The organism is Micromonospora sp. PTRAS2 (assembly GCF_054052245.1).
This window is the reverse complement of the sequence record NZ_JBSWBU010000002.1, coordinates 541,560-559,359: the sequence shown is the minus strand read 5'-3', so window position 1 is coordinate 559,359 and position 17,800 is coordinate 541,560. Positions and strand designations below refer to the sequence as shown.

19 protein-coding genes are annotated in these 17,800 nt (G+C 74.6%); 12 read left to right on the top strand and 7 right to left on the bottom strand.

What is annotated here, in order from left to right; translation table 11 throughout:
• Window positions 1–4 precede the first annotated feature (4 nt).
• Complete coding sequence (locus tag ACVMYR_RS08440) at window positions 5–856, bottom strand: aldo/keto reductase (protein WP_077936463.1); 852 nt, start codon at window positions 854–856, stop codon at window positions 5–7.
• Window positions 857–1,002: 146 nt separating this feature from the next.
• The gene (locus ACVMYR_RS08435; protein WP_457121486.1) at window positions 1,003–2,205 is read right to left on the bottom strand and encodes an endonuclease; all 1,203 of its coding nucleotides are present in this window, start codon (window positions 2,203–2,205) and stop codon (window positions 1,003–1,005) included.
• Window positions 2,206–2,476: 271 nt separating this feature from the next.
• Between ACVMYR_RS08435 and ACVMYR_RS08430 the strand changes: the two genes are divergently transcribed.
• The 4 genes from ACVMYR_RS08430 to ACVMYR_RS08415 all read left to right on the top strand — a co-directional run bounded on the left by ACVMYR_RS08430 (window position 2,477) and on the right by ACVMYR_RS08415 (window position 4,944).
• On the top strand, window positions 2,477–2,800 hold the full coding sequence (locus tag ACVMYR_RS08430) for a hypothetical protein (protein WP_457121485.1): 324 nt from the start codon (window positions 2,477–2,479) through the stop codon (window positions 2,798–2,800).
• Window positions 2,801–2,887: 87 nt separating this feature from the next.
• Window positions 2,888–3,550 carry a ribosomal eL19 family protein gene (locus tag ACVMYR_RS08425; protein WP_043962149.1) on the top strand — a complete coding sequence of 221 codons (663 nt, stop codon included), beginning with the start codon at window positions 2,888–2,890 and terminating at the stop codon, window positions 3,548–3,550.
• A gap of 264 nt (window positions 3,551–3,814) precedes the next feature.
• The gene (locus tag ACVMYR_RS08420) at window positions 3,815–4,456 is read left to right on the top strand and encodes a DUF6642 family protein (RefSeq protein ID WP_431892488.1); all 642 of its coding nucleotides are present in this window, start codon (window positions 3,815–3,817) and stop codon (window positions 4,454–4,456) included.
• A 23-nt stretch (window positions 4,457–4,479) separates the two neighbouring features.
• Window positions 4,480–4,944, top strand: a complete 465-nt coding sequence (locus ACVMYR_RS08415; RefSeq protein WP_077936465.1) for a PPOX class F420-dependent oxidoreductase — start codon at window positions 4,480–4,482, stop codon at window positions 4,942–4,944.
• Between the two features lie 11 nt (window positions 4,945–4,955).
• Here ACVMYR_RS08415 and ACVMYR_RS08410 read toward each other — a convergent pair whose 3' ends face one another.
• On the bottom strand, window positions 4,956–5,600 hold the full coding sequence (locus tag ACVMYR_RS08410) for an NAD(P)-dependent oxidoreductase (RefSeq protein WP_077936466.1): 645 nt from the start codon (window positions 5,598–5,600) through the stop codon (window positions 4,956–4,958).
• Between the two features lie 106 nt (window positions 5,601–5,706).
• The gene (locus ACVMYR_RS08405) at window positions 5,707–6,933 is read right to left on the bottom strand and encodes a serine hydrolase domain-containing protein (protein WP_396791762.1); all 1,227 of its coding nucleotides are present in this window, start codon (window positions 6,931–6,933) and stop codon (window positions 5,707–5,709) included.
• 72 nt (window positions 6,934–7,005) lie between these two features.
• Here ACVMYR_RS08405 and ACVMYR_RS08400 point away from each other — a divergent pair, with 72 nt between their 5' ends.
• The 3 genes from ACVMYR_RS08400 to ACVMYR_RS08390 all read left to right on the top strand — a co-directional run bounded on the left by ACVMYR_RS08400 (window position 7,006) and on the right by ACVMYR_RS08390 (window position 9,389).
• The gene (locus ACVMYR_RS08400) at window positions 7,006–7,599 is read left to right on the top strand and encodes a pentapeptide repeat-containing protein (protein WP_077936468.1); all 594 of its coding nucleotides are present in this window, start codon (window positions 7,006–7,008) and stop codon (window positions 7,597–7,599) included.
• Between the two features lie 388 nt (window positions 7,600–7,987).
• Window positions 7,988–8,929, top strand: coding sequence for a hypothetical protein (locus ACVMYR_RS08395; protein WP_256091654.1), 942 nt, complete (start codon window positions 7,988–7,990; stop codon window positions 8,927–8,929).
• Between the two features lie 121 nt (window positions 8,930–9,050).
• The gene (locus ACVMYR_RS08390) at window positions 9,051–9,389 is read left to right on the top strand and encodes a hypothetical protein (RefSeq protein WP_077936469.1); all 339 of its coding nucleotides are present in this window, start codon (window positions 9,051–9,053) and stop codon (window positions 9,387–9,389) included.
• Between the two features lie 256 nt (window positions 9,390–9,645).
• Here ACVMYR_RS08390 and ACVMYR_RS08385 read toward each other — a convergent pair whose 3' ends face one another.
• Window positions 9,646–10,371, bottom strand: a complete 726-nt coding sequence (locus tag ACVMYR_RS08385; protein ID WP_077936470.1) for an MIP/aquaporin family protein — start codon at window positions 10,369–10,371, stop codon at window positions 9,646–9,648.
• Window positions 10,372–10,609: 238 nt separating this feature from the next.
• Here ACVMYR_RS08385 and ACVMYR_RS08380 point away from each other — a divergent pair, with 238 nt between their 5' ends.
• Window positions 10,610–10,888, top strand: a complete 279-nt coding sequence (locus ACVMYR_RS08380; RefSeq protein WP_077936471.1) for an iron-sulfur cluster biosynthesis family protein — start codon at window positions 10,610–10,612, stop codon at window positions 10,886–10,888.
• On the opposite strand, the gene ACVMYR_RS08375 is transcribed toward ACVMYR_RS08380, so the two are convergent.
• Entirely contained in the window at window positions 10,875–11,948 is a 1,074-nt protein-coding gene (locus tag ACVMYR_RS08375) for a beta family protein (RefSeq protein ID WP_431892491.1), read from the bottom strand. The genes ACVMYR_RS08380 and ACVMYR_RS08375 overlap by 14 nt on opposite strands.
• An 87-nt stretch (window positions 11,949–12,035) precedes the next feature.
• On the opposite strand from ACVMYR_RS08375, the gene ACVMYR_RS08370 reads away from it, so the two are divergent.
• The 3 genes from ACVMYR_RS08370 (at window position 12,036) to ACVMYR_RS08360 (ending at window position 15,581) form a co-directional block, all read left to right on the top strand.
• The gene (locus ACVMYR_RS08370; RefSeq protein WP_457121484.1) at window positions 12,036–12,929 is read left to right on the top strand and encodes a sulfotransferase domain-containing protein; all 894 of its coding nucleotides are present in this window, start codon (window positions 12,036–12,038) and stop codon (window positions 12,927–12,929) included.
• Between the two features lie 302 nt (window positions 12,930–13,231).
• Window positions 13,232–13,624 carry a cupin domain-containing protein gene (locus ACVMYR_RS08365; RefSeq protein ID WP_077936473.1) on the top strand — a complete coding sequence of 131 codons (393 nt, stop codon included), beginning with the start codon at window positions 13,232–13,234 and terminating at the stop codon, window positions 13,622–13,624.
• Window positions 13,625–13,796: 172 nt separating this feature from the next.
• The gene (locus ACVMYR_RS08360; RefSeq protein ID WP_077936474.1) at window positions 13,797–15,581 is read left to right on the top strand and encodes a glycoside hydrolase family 15 protein; all 1,785 of its coding nucleotides are present in this window, start codon (window positions 13,797–13,799) and stop codon (window positions 15,579–15,581) included.
• Window positions 15,582–15,606: 25 nt separating this feature from the next.
• Here the strand turns inward: ACVMYR_RS08360 and ACVMYR_RS08355 are convergent, their stop codons facing one another.
• Window positions 15,607–16,797: a threonine synthase gene (locus ACVMYR_RS08355; protein WP_457121728.1), complete on the bottom strand. Its 1,191-nt coding sequence runs from the start codon at window positions 16,795–16,797 to the stop codon at window positions 15,607–15,609.
• A 161-nt stretch (window positions 16,798–16,958) separates the two neighbouring features.
• Between ACVMYR_RS08355 and ACVMYR_RS08350 the strand changes: the two genes are divergently transcribed.
• On the top strand, window positions 16,959–17,744 hold the full coding sequence (locus ACVMYR_RS08350; protein WP_431892494.1) for an aldo/keto reductase: 786 nt from the start codon (window positions 16,959–16,961) through the stop codon (window positions 17,742–17,744).
• Window positions 17,745–17,800: the final 56 nt, after the last annotated feature.

Below are 17,800 nucleotides of genomic sequence, written 5' to 3'. Positions count from 1 at the left end.
CCGCTCAGGCGGGCACGTAGTCGAACGTGTCGGGGTTCGGGCCCTGCCGGCCCGCCTCGCCCCGGTCCAGGCCGGTGACCCGCTCCATCGTCGCGTCGTCCAGCTCGAAGTCGAAGATCTGGAAGTTCTCCGCCATCCGCTTCGGGTTGACCGACTTGGGGAAGACGATGTCGCCGCGCTGCACGTGCCAGCGCAGCACCACCTGGGGCACGGTGCGCCCGACCTCCTCGGCGATGTCGACGAGGGTCGGGTCGTCGAGCACCGCGCCCTGGGCGATCGGCGACCACGCCTCGGTGAGGATGTTGTGCGCGTGGCCGTACGCCCGCACCTCCTCGTTGCCGAGGTAGGGGTGCACCTCGATCTGGTTGACCGCCGGCACCACGTCGGCCTCGGCGGCCAGCCGCTCCAGGTGCGGCACCTGGAAGTTGGACACGCCGATCGAGCGGGCCCGGCCGTCGCGCCGGAACTCCTCCAGCACCTTCCAGGTGGAGACGAAGTCGCCGTCGTAGAGGGTCGGCAGCGGCCAGTGGATCAGGAACAGGTCGATGTGGTCCATCTTCAGCGCGGCGAGGGTGGAGTCGAACGCGCGGCGGGCGTCGTCGGGGCGGTGGAAGCCGTTGTTCAGCTTGCTGGTGACGAAGACCTCGTCCCGGTCCAGGCCGGAGGCGCGCACCGCCTGGCCCACCTCGGCCTCGTTGCCGTACATCTCGGCGGTGTCGATGTGCCGGTAGCCGATCTCCAGGGCCCGCCCGACGGCCTCGGCGGTGTCCTCCGGCGCGATCTGGTAGACCCCGAAGCCGAGCTGGGGGATGGTGTTGCCGTCGTTGAGCGCGATGTCGGGAACCGTGTTCGCCATGTCGGCCGTCTCTCCCATCGTCAGGGGCCCGGGGCGCGCGGAGGTCGCGCGGCCGGGCCGTGCCACCCGGTTGTCCTACCCCGCCCCGGCCGCCATCTCACGACCGGGCGGGGTGATCCGCGACAACCGGGTGGCCCCGGGCGGGGTCAGCCCCAGATGGCGGTGGCCCACTCCGGGTGGTCGACGAACGGGTTGCGGTTGCCCTGCCAGCGATCGTAGATGACCTGGTTGCGGCGCTTCTCGAAGGCGTCCGGCGGGTCGGCCAGGTTCCAGGCGAGCAGCACCGACAGCTTCCCGTGGTACGGGGACGTGCCGTTGGACACCGAGTTGTTGATCTCCAGATTCGGCCAGCCGTCGTCACCCTCGTACCGGATCGCCATATACATGATCATCCGGGCGACGTCGCCCTTGACCGCGTTGCGCGGCTCGAACGAGTCGGCGTCGGAGTAGCAGCCGGTGCACTCGGACACCCCGCTGCCCCCGGCGTCGAAGTCCTTGTTGCCGCGCGTCGAGTTGACCGAGACGTCCTCGGGGCGCAGGTGGTGCACGTCGGTGCCGGGGCCGGTGGCGGTGCCGAAGTCGCCGTGCGACTTGGCCCAGACGTGCTCGCGGTTCCAGTCGTTGGCGTCGCCGCCGTTGCTGGTCTTGCTCTGCGAGCGGCCGCTGTAGAGCAGCAGCACGTTGTTGGCGTTGGCCGGGTCCTGGTCGGTGTCCTTCAACGCCTCCCACACCTGGTCGTAGTTGAGTTTCGTCTGCGTCCTGATGATGGCGTGCAGGGAACTGCGCAGCGCGCTGCCGGTCTTGCCGATCGCGCTGGCGTAGTACGTCGAGTCGTACGGGCCACCGCCGCCGGTCGGGCTGGGCGACGGGTTGGGCGACGCGGTGGGCGTCGGCGTCGGGCCCGGGGTGGCACCGCCGAGGCTCATCGCGGTCGGGTTCTTCAGCCCGCCGTGGCTGAAGTACGCGGTCAGCGTCCCGGTGGCGGTGACCTGCCGGCCGCGCAGCCCCGGGTTGGTCAGCAGCCCGAAGGTGCTGCGGTAGGCGGCCGTCACCTGGACGTAGAGCATCCTGCCCGTGCCGGTCTCGGCGGCGCTGTCGGCGAGGGCGATCGCCGTGTCCGCCGTGTAGCCGGAGGTGATCACCGTGGTCGTCGCCGTCGGCTGCCCGACGACGTACCCGGTGACGGTGGCCGTGCGGCCGTCCTGGGCGGCCAGCGCCTGTGCCACGGTCAGCGTGGTCGCCGCCGACGCGGAGGTGCTCGCCACGACGGGTGTCAGCACCGTGACGGCCAGTGCGAACGCCGTGATCAGCCGCCCGGATCGCGAGCGGGTGATGCTCTTTGTATTCATGGTCAGCGATGTTATCGGCGCTGGCGTGAACAGCGGGAGAGCGCCGGGAAACTTTACGGGGGTGAAACCGCTGCCCACGGCCGCGTGCCTGGGGCCCGCCCTCCGCGCCCCGCCTTGGCGCCGCCGCGTGCCCTTGATCGACACCATGTCGGCGACATCGCGTGATCATTCGCCCTCGGATGCCGCCACCTGACCGTCATGGCCTTGGTATCGCCCCTGATGCCCTCAAGCTTGGCGGGGGCGGGCGATCGAACCCGCCGTCCGGGAGGCGTTGCGCCGGCTGCCCGCCGACCCTTTGCCGGAGGGAACATCGGCCGTCGGCGGGTTCTGGACCCGGACGAACAACCCCGAGATCGACCTCGTCGGCGCGGACCGGGAGCCGGTGGCCCGGCGGGTGACCTTCGTGGGCTCGATCAAGTGGCTGGAGCGGCGTGCGTTCGACGGTCACGACCTCGGGCGGCTGCTGCTGCACCGGTCGCTGCTGCCCGGCGCGGACGAGCGGACGGAACTGGTCGCGGTATCGCGCGCCGGGGTCGACGTGGACGGGGTGCGGGCGCTGTCGGCGGAGGATCTGCTGACCGCCTACCGCGATTGAACTCCTCGCCCCCGCGCGCCGTACCACTGCGCGAGGATGTGGTGCGGCGGGTCGGCCGCACCGCTGCCGAGCTGCGGGAGGCCTGCCGTGCGAGTTGGTGAGCAGTCGACGGATCCCATCGACCAAGTGCTGGGTGAGGTGCCGGTCCCGGCGTCCCTGACACCCGAGGACGTCCGGCTCGCGGTCCGGGCGGTGGTGGTGCACACCGCGGAGGAGTGGCCGTCGGGGGCGTTGTGCCGCAACGACGGAGCGTCGTACCCCTGCCGGTTGCACCGGTGGGGCCGGCGGGTGCTGGAGGCCCACGGCCTCAACGGGCGTCAGATCGACGCCCTGATCCGGCACGGGAACCCGTTCGTGCACGTGCCGTTCCCGTTCACGGCGACCGGTCCGTCGCGCGCCGACCGGCCCGCCGCCCACCCGGCGGCCACGCAGTCCGGGCGGGGCGCGACGCCCCCGGGCCGCGCCGCCAACCCGGGCGGTCGTACGCCCATGCCGCCGGGCCGGGTCTCCGCGTCCGGCGGACGGATGCCGACACCGCCGGGGCGGATGCCGACGCCCCCGGGACGCATGCCGACACCGCCCGGGCGGGTGCCCACTCCGCCGGGGCGGGTGCCGACACCCCCTGGACGGGTGCCCCCTGCGCCTGGGCGGGTCTCCGTGCCCACCGGGCGGCCCGTGGTCCGGCCCGGCCTGCCCAGCCGGCCGGTGCCCCCCAACGCCGCCGCGCCGCGCTGGCCTCGGGCGAGCTGACGGCGAACGCGTCGCGTCGGCCCGGTCGTGGGTGCACCCCGCGACCGGGCCGACGCCGTGCGGGCAGGGTCCTGCTCGATCACGGATCGAGTGGCCTCCTGCGCCCCGCGAGGCCACTCGTTCCCCGATCGAGCGCGATCTTGCGCCGAGACGACGCGACGACGCGACGGGGGGCGGCGAGCTCGCAGCCGACTCCTACGGAGGGTGATCCCCGAGGTGGCGGCGGCTGGCGGTAACGTCAGCGGGGGCTCGGGGAGGTGGCTGGTGGCGCGCGGTGGTGTCTTCTGTGTCGAGGGGCAGTGGCACCGTGACCTCAACGAGCGCGGTTCGGTCCTGCCGACCCTGGAACTCCTCGAACGGCTGGGCAAGATCCGCTTCATCCACAAGGACGCGGCGACCCGCGACGAGCTGTTCTACTTCCTCGACCGCTGGCTGCTCAAGCAGTACGCCGACTACCGGGTGGGCTTCTTCGCCATGCACGGCGAGCCGAGCCGCCTCTGCCTCACCGACTGGGACTCGGTCGACCTCTCCGACGTCGCCGAGCGGATGGCCGGCCGCTGCGACGGCCGCCGGCTCTACTTCGGCAGCTGCTCGGTGCTGCGGGCGTCCGACGCCGTGCTGCGCGACTTCCTCGACGAGACCGGCGCGGCGCTGATCTGCGGGTTCACCCGGGAGGTCGACTGGGTGGAGTCGGCGGCCTTCGAGACCGTGCTGCTCGACGTGCTGGCCAACGGGCAGCGGCACAACGCCGCCGAGCTGCGGATGGGCTCGGCGCACTGGGCGCCGCTGGCGGCGTACCTGGGCTTCCGGGTGATCTACGCCAACGGCCGGGCCTGGCGGCCCACGGTGCGTCCCCGGGTGCCCGCCCAGCCGGCGGCCGGGCGGAGCACCGCCCGGCCCAGCTGACGGCGCTGCTGGTAGAAACGGGTATGGCACGCAGCATCGCGAGCAACACCCGGGTCGACCGGGCCGCCCTGATCGACTTCATCCGTCCCCGGCACCGGGTCCTGCTGATGACCACCCGGTCCGACGGCCGGCCCCAGTCCTCCCCGGTGGCGTGCGGGGTGGACCCCGAGGGCCGGCTGGTGATCTCGACCTACCCCGAGCGGGCGAAGGCCCGCAACGTCCGGCGGGACCCGCGCGTCTCGGCCTGCGTGCTCTCCGACGACTGGGACGGGCCGTGGGTGCAGGTGGACGGCACCGCCGAGGTGCTCGACCTGCCCGAGGCGCTGGAGCCGCTGGTCGCGTACTTCCGCAGCATCTCCGGCGAGCACCCAGACTGGGACGAGTACCGGGCGGCGATGGTCCGGCAGGGCAAGTCGCTGATCCGGGTCACCATCGACGGCTGGGGCCCGATCGCCACCGGCGGCTTCCCGGCCCGCCTCGCCGACTGAAGCCGGCGGGCTCAGTAGCCGGCGGTGAAGCGCATGTTCTCGAAGCGCGGGTTCTCGATCTCGTCGACGACGGCGACGGCCAGGTCCTCGTAGCTCAGGGCCGCCCGGCCCCGCTCGTCGGTCACCGGCTCGTCGAGGCCGGTGCGGTAGTGGCCGGTGCGCTCGCCGGGGTGGAACTCGAGCGGCGGCGGGGAGACGTACGTCCAGGTGACCCCGTCGGCAGCCGAGCGGTACCAGGCCAGGGCGTCGGCCTGGCCCAGGGCGGGCTCCCGGTACTCCTCCGGGAAGTCCGGTTCCTCCAGGTACGGGGTGCCGCGGGGCGTCAGCAGGGTCGCCCCGCCGCCGACGTGGATGATCCGGGGCGGGTTCGGCACCTCCCGCAGCACGGTGACGAGGTTCTCGGCCGCGTCCCGCCACAGCGCCCGGCCCTCGTCGCCGCCCACGGCGACCACCATCACGTCGGCGGCCGGGGCCAGCTCCCGCACGCTGTGCGCCGAGGTGACGTCCCCGGTCACCAGGTCGACCCCGGCCGGCAGGTAGCTGGTCGCCTCGGGGCGGCGTACGGCTGCGGTCACCCGGTGGCCCCGGGCGACCGCCTCGGCGGTGATCCGCGACCCCGCCGTGCCCCCGGCGCCGAACACCACGACGTTGCTCATGGCCCCAGGCTAGGAGCCGGCCGGGCCCGGCGGTGCCGTTCCGGCGATCCCGGCCGCGCTTCCCCGGCGTCGGCGACGGGGCGGGCGGCGGGCCCACCGGCCCGGCTCAGTCGACCAGGGCGGAGTAGACGAGCTGGCGCAGCTGGGGCCGCAGCGGATGGGTGCTCGACGGCATGAGCTGGGTGAACAGCATGGCGGTGACCTCCTCCGCCGGGTCGACCCAGAACGCGGTGCTGGCCATCCCGCCCCAGTAGTATTCGCCGGCGCTGCTCGGCACCCGGGACGGGACCGGGTCCTGCACCACGGCGAAGCCGAGGCCGAAGCCGATGCCGTCGAGGACCGTCTCGGCGAAGCCGGTCGGCGAGTATGAGGCCAGGTCGCGGCCGTCGGGCAGGTGGTTGCGGGTCATGAAGCGCACCGTGCGGGGTCCGAGCAGGCGTACGCCGTCCAGTTCCCCGCCGCGCAGCAGGAACTGGGTGAACCGGTGGTAGTCGGCGGCGGTGGAGACCAGCCCGCCGCCACCGGAGAGGAAGTCGGGCGCGGTCAGCGCGAGCCGGCCGAGCGCGTCGGCGCGGATGGCCTGCCCGGTCGCGGGGTGCGGGAAGTAGAGCGCGGCGAGCCGCTTGGCGTCGGCCTCCTCGACCCACCAGCCGGTGTCGGTCATGCCCAGCGGCCGGAAGATGCGTGCGGCGAGGAACTCGTCGAGGCGCTGCCCGGAGACGACCTCGATCAGCCGGCCGAGCACGTCGGTGGAGACCCCGTAGTTCCAGCCGGTGCCGGGCTGGAACAGCAGCGGCAGCCGGGCCAGCCCCTGGCTGGCGGCGGCCAGGTCGGCCCCGACGGGCACGCCGAGGTCGAAGCCGGCCGCCCGGTAGAGGCCGTCGACGACGGAGACCTGGGCGAAGCCGTACGTCAGGCCGGACATGTGGGTCAGCAGGTGCCAGATCCGGATCGGCTCGACCGCCGGCACCGTGTGCGGCTTGGTCACCGGCCCCTTGTCGTAGACCCGGACGTCGGCGAACTCGGGCAGCCAGCGGCCGATCGGGTCGGTGAGCTCGAAGCGGCCCTCCTCCCACAGCATCATCGCCGCGACGGAGGTGATCGGCTTGGTCATCGAGTAGACGCGCCAGATGGTGTCCGGTTCGACCGGCAGCCCGGCTTCCCGGTCGCGCATGCCGTAGGTGGCGGAGTGGGCGATCTCGCCCCGGCGGGTGACGACGATCTGCCAGCCGGCGAGCCGGCCGTCGTCGACGTACCTGCCGAAGTGTTCGTCGATCCGCGCCAGCCGGGCGGGGTCGAAGCCGATGCGGTCGGGGTCGGTGCGCAGGGCCAGGCTCACCCACCGAACCTACTAGCCGGTACGCGCCGCGCGGAAGACGTCGGTGGCCGCCGTTAGGCTGGCCGGGTGCCGGAGCCCACCGAGGACGCGACCTTCCGCCACGACGACTGGTACGCCGAGGATCTGGCCGACCGGCACTTCGTGCGCTGCGAGTTCTTCCACGTCGACCTGACCGAGGCGGTCAGCCGGGGCGCGGTCTTCACCGAGTGCGTCTTCGGCAACGTGGCGTTCAACGCCTCCCGCCACGTCGACTCGGCCTTCACCCGCTGCGTGTTCAAGCGGTGCAACCTGTTCGAGGCCGAGTTCACGGGCTGCAAGCTGGTCGGCAGCAGCTTCGAGCAGTGTGACCTGCGGCCGTTGCGGGTCGACGGCGGCGACTGGTCGTTCGTGGCGCTGCCCGGCGCCGACCTGCGCGGGGTGCGCCTGACCGACGTCCGGATGCGCGAGGCGGACCTGGCCGGCGCCGATCTGACCGACGCCACGGTGACCGGCGTCGACCTCTCCGGCGCCCAGTTGCACGGCTCCCGCCTGCTGCGCGCCGACCTGCGGGGCAGCGACCTGTCGGCGCTGGATCCGACGACGGTGCAGCGGGCCGGCGCGCTGATCGACGCCGAGCAGGCGGTGCTGCTGGCGCGGGCCCTCGGCTTCCAGGTGGGCTGACCGGCGGCTCAACCGGGGCCCGCCCCGGTTCGTGGACTTCGCCGCTTTCGCGCTTAACGTGACCTCCAGTACGCTCAGCGCAGCCGGCGGCGCCACCACCGCCTCGGCGCGTCGCGGTGCGCCCTGCCTGTCTCGCCGCGACGTCGGCGCCTGTCCGGCTGACCCCCGCCGACGTTCCCGCGCCCGTCCGGTGAACCGGCACCGTGGCGCAGTCCGCCCGGTCGCCGGTGACCCGGTCGTGCGCCGGTCCCTACCGGACGGTAACGAAGTGGAAACGCCCGGCGGGACACCCCTGGCGTCCGGGCGGGGGTGGTGCCAACGTGATACGGCTCACGCCGGTGTGCGGCGGTCGCCGGGACCGGGACACCGGGTGGGGAGTGGAGGCCAGGTGGCGCAGGAAGACCTCACGCGGGGCGTCGGCCCTGGTGGGCGCGGGGTGACCGACCCGCCGCACCGGGTCGGGGAGCTGGCCGACGGCCGGACGCGCTCGGAGCAGCGCCGGCTGGCCCGGGCCCGGCAGCGCCGACGGTGGGCGGTCGAGGGCCTGGTGGTACTCGCCTGTCTCGTCGCCCTCGGGGTGTACGCCGCCGCGCCGGGCGGCCCCGCCGCCGGACCGGACGACGAGGCCGTGCTGCCGGCCCCCGCGGGCCGGCCCAGCGGCGGGTTCCCGGTGGTGGACCGCCCGGGCTCGCCGGCCGACGCGGCCACTCCCGGCCTGCGTCCCCGGCAGCGGACCCCGACCGCCCCGCCGCCGTCGCCGTCGAGCCCGGTGGCGCCGCAGCCGGCGGCGGTCCACCTCGACGTCGCCCAGGCCGACGTGCCGGCCGACGTCGACCTGACCGCGGCGGGCACCCGGGACTGGGTCCACTGGGGACTGCGGGGGGCCGACTCGACGGTCCGCAAACGCGACGGCTCGGGGGAGATCGCCGACGAGGGCGGCCGTGGTGACCGGGTCGGCCACGACGTCAGCCCGGAGACGTTCAGCTGGCGCGACGGTTCGCCGGTGACGTCGTCCACGGCGACCACGACCGGCGTCTCCGCCTGCGGCGTCGGCAGCGGCTTCGCGCTCGCCGTGGACGGCGGGGGCGAGGCCCGCACCGTGCGCCTCTACGCCGGCCTGTGGATGGCGCGCGGCCGGCTGGAGGCGCGGCTGTCCAGCGGCGGCGAAACGACCGTCCGCCGGCTGGAGGATCCGCACACCACGCACACCGCCGAGTTCACCGTGCGGTTCCGGGCCCCGAAGGGGGCGAAGCTGCTGCTCACCTGGACCGTCGAGGCCACCTTCGGCGGTTGCGGCAACGTCAACCTGCAGGCGGTGGCGCTGCGCTGAGCCGGTTCCGGGTGGTCGGCGCCTACCCGGCGGTCGGGACAGTTTGTCCGTCATGCCGCCTCTGGACGGTCGTAGGTTTTCCGCTGACCTGGTCCGTCCGTCCTCTGTGGAGGCTTGCCCGATGAGCAGCACCGCCACCCCCACCCGTGCCGTCCGTTCCGCCGCCGTCCCCGGCGCCCGCGAGGAGTCGGGGGAGGGGCTGTGGGACATTCCGCTGCCGCCGTACGTGACGGGGGAGGACGCCCAGTTCGCGGTGCGGGCGGTCGTGGTGCACGCCCCCCGGCGCTGGTCCGGCGGGACGGTCTGCCGCAACGACGCCAGCCCGCACCCCTGCCGGCTGCACCGCTGGGGCCGGCGGGTGCTCGCCCTGCGCGGCCTGCGGGCCGCCGAGATAGACCTGCTGATCGAGCGGGGCGACCCGGCCGCCACGGTGCGCCCGCCGGACCGCCCCGGCGCCTGACGCGCCCGTCGATCCGTGGGGCGCCCGTGGGCCCGGGCCCCTTCCTCCGCACCCGGAAGGGGCCCGGGCCGGTCTGACAGGTGACGCCTGCACGCGTTCGGGCCTGCGGCGTAACGCTGCATGCGCTGATGCTGCCATGGAGAATTCTGCCGGCCAACCCCATCGGGCGAAGGTTAGTGCCGAATCGGGAGGTGCCGGGGGTTCCCGGCGGCGCAGGCGGGCGTCTTTCGTCCCGGTCCTGCACCCGTCGGCCGGGTCAGGCGGTCCTCGGTGCGGGGCCGGTGGGCTCCTCCGGGTCGGCGCGGTAGTGCGGGTTGCGCCGCACCACGAGCGGCGCCGCGAGGGCGGCCAGCGCGCCGCCGAGCAGCGGGAAGACGACGAACACCCAGAGCTGCCGCAGGGCCGTGCCACCCTCGAACACCGCCGGGCCGAACGACCGGGCCGGGTTGACCGAGGCGCCGTCGAGGGTCAGGCCGACGGCGATGCAGGCCGCGAGGGCCAGCCCGATCGCCAGCCCCGCGAACCCGGCATGCTCGGCCCGACTGGTCACCACCAGCACGACGAGGACGAACAGGAAGCTCAGCACCGTCTCCAGCACCGCCGTGCCGCCCAGGTTGATGTGCGCGCCGTAGCCGTTGGTGCCGAGCGCGCCGGTCTGGTCCACCACGCCGCCCCACCGGGTCAGCCCCCAGATGATCAGGCCGGACACCGTGGCACCGGCGAACTGCGTGATCCAGTACGCCACCGCGCCGACCGGGGAGATCTTTCCCGACAGCAGCACCCCCAGGGTCACCGCCGGGTTGACGTGGCAGCCCGAGAGCGGGCCGATGGTGTAGACCAGCGCCAGCACGATGAAGCCGAAGGTCAGGGCGACCACCACCACGCCGCCCTGGACCTGGGCGAAGACCGCGCTGCCCACGCCGAAGAAGACCAGCAACAGGGTGCCGACGAACTCGGCCGCGTACCGCCTCGCGTCGTCCATGGCTTCAGCGTAGGGAGCATCCGGGCAGCTCGGAGCCGGTTCCGCCGCAAGGGGTGATTGAACTCGTTCCATTTGACGGATGCGGCCGCAGCGGGCACGGTGGGTGCAGGGGCGCGCTCCGAGCAGCCCCGTTCCGCCCGGTGACGGCACTGCCGTCACCCGAGCTCCCCCGTGTGATCGTCCGCGGGCTGAGCCCGGTCTGCACCGACCGCGACCGAGAATCCACGAGGAGTGCCCCATGCTGACCATGACCGACAACGCCGTGCTGGTGATCCGCGACCTGACCGCCCAGGAAGACGTCGCCGAGGGCGGCGGCCTGCGCATCGCCGCCGACACCGACGCGGGCTCGCTCACCATCGAACTGGTGCCCGAGCCCGTCCAGGGCGACCAGGTGGTCGACCACCAGGGCGCCCGGATCTTCCTCGACTCCGACGCCGCCGACCTGCTCACCGACACCTCGGTCGACGCCACCGTCGACGACGAGGGGGTCGTGCAGTTCGGCTTCACCGAGAAATAGTCGGCCCCTCGCCGCGCCGGCCGGCCGCGCGCGCGGGTCGTACGGTGGGGCGGCGTTCGCCGCCGTCCCGGAGCTGGTGCAGCACGTGGGCCAGGTGGTGCGAGGTGCTCCAGGCCGCCCAGTTCGTCGTCGAGCCGGCCCCGGCCACCCGCCGGGCCCGACGCAGGATCTCGTGGTCACCCCACGAGAAGGCCGCCCCGGCCGCCGGCCAGTGCGCCGCCGACACCAGCGTCCGGCACAGGTCGGCCACCCGCTCGTCGCCCCGGCCGCCCCGCCGCGACCAGCGGTAGAGCCACCACTCCCGGTCGGTGGTGTAGCGGACGGTCGGCAGACGGTCGGACAGCGGCTCGCCGCCGGGCACCGCGCAGCCGACCGCGTAGTCGCCGTACCGGACGCCGAGGTCGGCCAGCCGACGCCAGAGCAGCCAGTCCCAGCGTTCCAGGCGGACCGGCTCGTCGGTGGGAAACCCGGACCCGGTCGGCGGCAGCCCACCGGCCGCCACCGTCACCGACCGCCAGGCGTGCCGCCGTGCCCAGTCCACCAGCCGCCGGACGCGCGGCTCGGCCAGCCGGACGTCCGCCGGGCAGCAGACGTCCCCGGAGTCGACGAGGAGTTCGCACTGCTCGGGCACGAGCCGGGTGAGCCGCCAGATCCGTTCCACCGAGGCCGTCGCGGCGTCCGGACCGTGCCGGTCGCTGCGGGCCCGCAGCCGCACCACCAACCGCCCGGCGTACGCCCGGGCCGCCACGCCGTGCGCGGCCAGCCGCGCGTCGCTGTCCGCGAGCCCGGCCACCGGCACCAGCGGTACGTTCCACCGGGCCAGCTCGGCGTCGGGCCCGTCGGGCAGGGCGGTGACGTCGACCGCCGGCAGCAGCCCGGGCGGGAGCCGGGTGAACGCCTCCGCGAGGGCGCGGTCCAGGATGGACACGTCGAGGACCGGGGCGATCAGGGCGGCCGTGGCGCTGTCGAGGTGGCGGAGCGCCTCCAGTTCGCCGCGGTGGCAGGCGAGGATGGGATGGTAGACCGGTTCCGCCGCCCGGCTCCCGTGGGCGGGCACCATAATTCAATGTAGCGACACATCGGCGCTCGTCACAGGGTCAACGGCAAATGCCGGGCGTCCGGCCAGGGGCGATCGTACGATCCCCGGATGCCCGACCAGTCCTTTCGTTACCGATCGTCCGAAGAAGACAGCGCCCGCTGGGCCGGATTCCCGTTCCGCGACGGCGACATCGTCATCAGCACCCGGTCCAAGAGCGGCACCACCTGGATGCAGATGATCTGCGCCCTGCTGGTGTTCGGCACGCCCGACCTGCCGGCCCCGCTGTCGCACCTCTCGCCCTGGCTGGACTGGCTGGCCGAACCCCGCGACGAGGTGTACGCCCGGCTCGCCGCCCAGCGGCACCGCCGGTTCGTCAAGACCCACACCCCGCTCGACGGGGTGCCCCTGGACGACCGGGCTCACTACGTGGTGGTGGCCCGGCACCCGCTGGACATGGCGGTCTCGCTCTGGCACCAGAGCGGCAACCTCGACCGGGCGCGGCTGGCGGAGCTGACCGGCCGGCCCGCCCCGGCGGGGCCGTCCGCCCCGCGTACCCCGTTGGTGGAGTCGTTGCGACGGTGGGTGGACCGCGAGGTCGACCCGCGCGCGGAGCTGGACTCGCTCGAGGGGGTGTTGTGGCACCTGGGCGACGCCTGGGGCCGTCGCGACCGGCCCAACGTGACCCTCGTGCACTACGACGACCTGGTGGCCGACCTGGCGGGGCAGATGCGCGCCCTGGCCGGGCGGCTCGGCGTCGAGGTGGCGCAGCCGCGCTGGCCGGAGCTGGTCGAGGCGGCCACCTTCGACCGGATGCGCGAGCGGGCGGACCTGCTGGTCCCGGATCCGGCGGGCGTGCTGAAGGACCGGAACGCCTTCTTCCGGCGCGGCCGTTCGGGGCAGGGCCGGGAACTGCTGGACGCGGCGACGCTGGCCCGCTACCGGGCGCGGACCGCCACTCTCGCCCCACCGGACCTGCTGGCCTGGCTGCACCGCGACCGCTGAAGCGCGCCGGGTGGCCGCGCGGGCGGCCCGAGTCCGTGATCGGCGGGCGCTCGGTGGCCGGCTCCGGACAGGAGCGCACGGCGCCGCCGCGACCCGGGGGTCGTAACGTCGCCGCGCTCCGGCCGTCTCCCACCACCGCAGCCGTACGGCGGTACGCCGGCGGGGACCTGGCTCGACCGAACGGGTGCGTCGGTCGAGGTGTCGATGCCCGGTCCGGGCGGGTCCAAACCTCGGATCAGTGGGAAATTCCACCATCCGTCGTTCCCGGCGTGACGCGGGGCGGGACGGGGTATGTGCGGGCCATGGAGCATTTCACGATCGCGACCGTCGCCGAGAAGAGCCCGGATTTCCGGCGGGTGCTGTGGACCGGCGACCACACCCAACTGGTGATCATGACGATCCCGCCGGGCGGCGAGATCGGCGAGGAGGTCCACGAGGGCATCGACCAGATCCTCACCTTCGTCAGCGGCACCGGCGAGGCCCGCGTCGCCGGGGAGAAGAAGGAGGTCGCCCAGGGCGACCTCGTGGTGGTGCCGGCCGGCACGAAGCACAACTTCGTCAACACCGGCCCCAACCCGCTGGTGCTCTACACCGTCTACGGGCCGCCCGAGCACGCCGACCAGGCCGTCCACCACACCAAGGAGGAGGCCGACGCGGCGGAGGCGGCCGGCGAGGACGAGCCGCCCACCTCCTGAGCCGACGGCCGGGGGCCGGCCCGCCCGCGTGCCGGGCCGGCCCCGCCGCCGGTCCGCGCCGTGCCGCCTGACCGGTGCGCCGCCCGGGTCGCGGGTCCCGCTGCCTGATCGGTGCGCCGCCGGGTTGCGGGTCCCGCTGCCTGATCCGGGCCGGCGCGGGTACCCCGGCCGGGTGGAACAGCCGCCCATCTCCGACTACGCGTTCCTGTCCGACTGCCGCTCCGGCGCGCTGGTGGGCCGGGACGGCTCGGTCGACTGGTGGTGCCCGGACCGGTTCGACGGGTCCGCCGTCCTCGCCCGGGTGCTGGACCCGGCGGCCGGGCACTGGCGGCTCGCCCCGCTCGCACCGTCGCGCGTCGAGCGGGCGTACCGGCCGGACACGCTGGTGCTGCGCACCGTCCACCACACGCCCTCCGGCAGCGTCGCGGTCACCGACGCGCTCGCCGCCGAGGCCGGCGCGCGCGGCCACGAGCTGGGCATGAACTCCCCGGCCGTGCTGCTGCGGGTCGTCGAGGGGCTCACCGGCCGGGTCCGGATGGGCCTGGACCTCGCGCCCCGGCCGGAGCACGGTCTGCTCACGCCGTACCTGCACGAGCAGGCCGACGGCAGCGTGCTGGCCGCCGCCGGCCCGGCGGTGCTGGTGCTGGCCGGGACCGGGCCCGCCCTGCGCGCGGACCGCGACCGGGTCCGGCAGGAGTTCGCGGTCGCGGCCGGTGAGACCGTCGGCTTCACCCTCGCGTACGCCCCGGCGTACGGCGACCCGCCGGTGCGCCTCGACCCGGTCGCCGCGCTCACCGACACGACCCGGGCGTGGCAGGCGTTCCGCGAGTCCCACCACTACGAGGGCGAGTACGTCCCGCAGGTGCGGCACAGCGCGGTGGTGCTCACCGGCCTCACGTACGCCCGCAGCGGCGCGGTCGCCGCGGCCCTGACCACGTCGCTGCCGGAACGCCTCGGCGGCGACCGCAACTACGACTACCGGTTCTCCTGGCTGCGCGACTTCGCGGCGACGATGCGCGCCCTGTGGGTGGCGGCCTGCCCGGAGGAGGCGTCGCGCCTGTTCGCCTGGGCGGCCCGCTCGATCGGCCGCATCGGCGACGCGCCGGTGCCCGTGCTGTTCGGGCTGGAGGGGGAGCGGGACCTCTCCGAGCACGACTGCCTCCACCTGCGGGGATACGCCGACAGCCGGCCCGTCCGCCTCGGCAACGACGCCTGGCGGCAGCGGCAGCTCGACGTGCCGGGCGAGGTCATCTCGGCGGTCTGGCGGCTGCACGAGCAGCTCGGCGACACGCTCGCCGACGAGCTGGCGGAGATGGTGGTCGGCCTCGCCGACCAGGTGGCCGCGACGTGGCGGCTGCCGGACCGGGGGATGTGGGAGACCCGGGACGCCGACCGGCACTACCTGTCGTCCAAGGTGCTCTGCTGGGTGGCGCTGAACCGGGCGGTGGCGCTGGCCCCGCAGCTCGGCGGGCGGGCCGACCCGCGCCGCTGGGCGGCGACCCGCGACGAGATCCGCGCGACCGTGCTCCGGGAGGGCTGGAACGAGCGGGTCGGCGCGTACACGGGGGCCTTCGGCTCGCCGGAGCTGGACGCCTCGGCGCTGCTGCTGCCCCTGGTGCGCTTCGCCGACGCGACCGATCCCCGGATGCGCGCCACCATCGAGGCGGTCGAGCGCGAGCTGGGCGCCGGCAACGGCCTGGTGCGGCGCTGGTCCACCGACCCCGCCGGCTTCCTGCTGTGCTCGTTCTGGCTGGTGGAGTGCCTGGTGCTGACCGGCGAACGGGACCGGGCCCGGCGGCTGTTCGAGCAGCTCCTCGGGCACGCCAACGACGTGGGGCTGCTGCCCGAGCAGATCGACCCGGGCACCGGCGCCCACCTGGGCAACACGCCGCAGGCGCTGTCGCACATCGGGCTGGTCAACGCCGCGTGGCGACTGACCGACCCGACCACGAGCTGACCCGGCCCGCCCTGCGGGTCGGCCGTCAGGCCACGACCGGGGCCGCCGAGACGTCCACCGTCTCCGGATACTTCAGCCCGGCGCCGGTGTTGAGCACCACCACCCGCTCGCCGGCCCGGATCCAGCCGCCCTCGCGCAGGTGCCGGGCGGCGGTCAGGCAGGCCGCAGCCTCCGGGCAGAGCAGCAGCCCCTCGTCCGCGCCGAAGTGCCGCAGGTCGGCCAGGAGTTCCGCGTCGTCCACCGCGATCGCGGTTCCGGCGCTGGCCCGCAGCGCGGCCAGGATCAGCTCGTCGCCGAGGGGCGCCGGCACGGTGATCCCGTACGCGACGGTGCGCGCGTCGGCCCACGGCCGCGCCCGGTCCTCCCCGGCGGCGAAGGCGCGCACGATCGGCGCGCAGCCGGTCGACTGCACGGCGACCAGCCGGGGCGGCCGGTCGGTGATCCAGCCCAGCCCGTGCAGCTCCTGCATCGCCTTGTGGATGCCGATCAGCCCCACCCCGCCGCCCGTCGGGTAGACGATCACGTCGGGCACCTGCCAGCCGAGCTGCTCGACGATCTCGTACCCCATGGTCTTCTTGCCCTCCAGCCGGTAGGGCTCGCGCAGCGTGCCGGCGTCGAAGACCGCGCCGCCGGCCGACGCCACGAGCGCGGCCACGTGCCGGCCGGCGTCGCTGATCAGCCCGTCGACCAGGCGCAGGTCGCCCCCGGCGGCCAGCACCTCCCGCCGGCAGATGGCCGGCGCGTCCAGCGGCATCACGATGGTCGACGCGAGGCCGGCGCGGGCCGCGTACGTCGCCCAGGCCGCGCCCGCGTTGCCGTTGGTCGGCATGGCGATCCGCCGTACGCCCAGCTCCCGGGCCCGGCTCACGCCGACCGCGGCGCCCCGCGCCTTGAACGACCCCGTCGGGGTGAGCCCCTCGTCCTTGACGATCAGGTCGGGAATGCCGATCCGGGCCCCGTACGCCGGGGCGCGCAGCAGCGGCGTCCAGCCCTCGCCCAGCGTGGTGACGTGCCGGGGGTCGGCCACGGGCAGCAGCTCCCGGTAGCGCCACAGGTCGGCCGGGCGCAGCGCGAACCGCTCCGGGGTGACCGCGGCGGCCACGGCCGCGAGGTCGTAGCGCGCCAGCAGGGGCGACCCGCAGGCGCACAGGTTCTGCGGCTCCGTGGCCGGGTACGCCCGCCCGCAGCGCGGGCACTCCAGGTGCGTCAGGTACACGGTGCGCTCTCCCGCTGTCGGCTCGCGGCGCGAGCGGTAGTCCTCCAGGCGGTCGGCCACCCCCGCATTCTCCGCCGAACCGGGCGGTCGCGCAGCCGGTGCGCCGCGCCGCGCGGGCCGCGGCGGGCATGGGCGGCGCGATCAGGGGTAGGACAGCGGCCATGGACACCCTCGACCAGCCCACCGTTCTGCTTTCCGGCGACGTGCGGATGCCGCTGCTCGGCTTCGGCACCTGGCAGGCCACCGGCGAGGCCGGGCACGCGGCGGTGCTCGCGGCCCTCGACGCCGGCTACCGGCACGTCGACACCGCCACCATGTACGGCAACGAGGCGGAGGTGGGCCGGGCGGTCCGCGACAGCGGCCTGCGCCGGGAGGACGTCTTCGTCACCACGAAGCTGCCGCCCGACCGGGTGGGTCGGGAGCGCGAGACGATCGAGGCCAGCCTGCGCGCCCTGGGCCTCGACCACGTCGACCTCTGGCTGATCCACTGGCCGCCGTCGGCGGCGTCGGACAGCATTCCGGTGTGGCGGGAACTGCTCGCCGCGCGGGACGAGGGCCTGACCCGCGCCGTCGGGGTGAGCAACTACGGCACCGCGCAGCTCGACGAGCTGATCCAGGCCACCGGGGAGGTCCCGGCGGTCAACCAGATCCGCTGGGGTCCCGCGCTGTACGACCGGCGGCGGCACGCCGAGCACCGGGACCGGGGCGTGGTGCTGGAGGGGTACAGCCCGTTCAAGACCACCGACCTGGCCGACCCGGTGCTGACCCGGATCGCCGCCGCGCACGACGTGTCGCCGGCCCAGGTGGTGCTGCGCTGGCACGTCGACCACGGGATCGTGGTGATCCCGAAGTCGGTCACCCCGGAGCGGATCCGCACCAACGCCGACATCTGGGGCTTCTCGCTGACCGCCGAGGAGATGCGCGACATCGACGCCCTCGGCGGCTGACGTCCACCGGGGGTGGGGGCGGCACACGGCGCGGGGGCGGCCCGAGACCGGGCCGC

Bases quoted from the DNA above. Each gene is read 5' to 3' on its own strand.
- ACVMYR_RS08415 (WP_077936465.1), top strand. From the start codon at position 4,480: ATGGCACGCAGCATCGCGAGCAACACCCGGGTCGACCGGGCCGCCCTG.
- ACVMYR_RS08375 (WP_431892491.1), bottom strand. From the start codon at position 11,948: ATGGTGCCCGCCCACGGGAGCCGGGCGGCGGAACCGGTCTACCATCCC.
- ACVMYR_RS08380 (WP_077936471.1), top strand. From the start codon at position 10,610: ATGCTGACCATGACCGACAACGCCGTGCTGGTGATCCGCGACCTGACC.
- ACVMYR_RS08390 (WP_077936469.1), top strand. From the start codon at position 9,051: ATGAGCAGCACCGCCACCCCCACCCGTGCCGTCCGTTCCGCCGCCGTC.
- ACVMYR_RS08370 (WP_457121484.1), top strand. From the start codon at position 12,036: ATGCCCGACCAGTCCTTTCGTTACCGATCGTCCGAAGAAGACAGCGCC.
- ACVMYR_RS08385 (WP_077936470.1), bottom strand. From the start codon at position 10,371: ATGGACGACGCGAGGCGGTACGCGGCCGAGTTCGTCGGCACCCTGTTG.
- ACVMYR_RS08440 (WP_077936463.1), bottom strand. From the start codon at position 856: ATGGCGAACACGGTTCCCGACATCGCGCTCAACGACGGCAACACCATC.
- ACVMYR_RS08435 (WP_457121486.1), bottom strand. From the start codon at position 2,205: ATGAATACAAAGAGCATCACCCGCTCGCGATCCGGGCGGCTGATCACG.
- ACVMYR_RS08365 (WP_077936473.1), top strand. From the start codon at position 13,232: ATGGAGCATTTCACGATCGCGACCGTCGCCGAGAAGAGCCCGGATTTC.
- ACVMYR_RS08350 (WP_431892494.1), top strand. From the start codon at position 16,959: ATGGACACCCTCGACCAGCCCACCGTTCTGCTTTCCGGCGACGTGCGG.
- ACVMYR_RS08410 (WP_077936466.1), bottom strand. From the start codon at position 5,600: ATGAGCAACGTCGTGGTGTTCGGCGCCGGGGGCACGGCGGGGTCGCGG.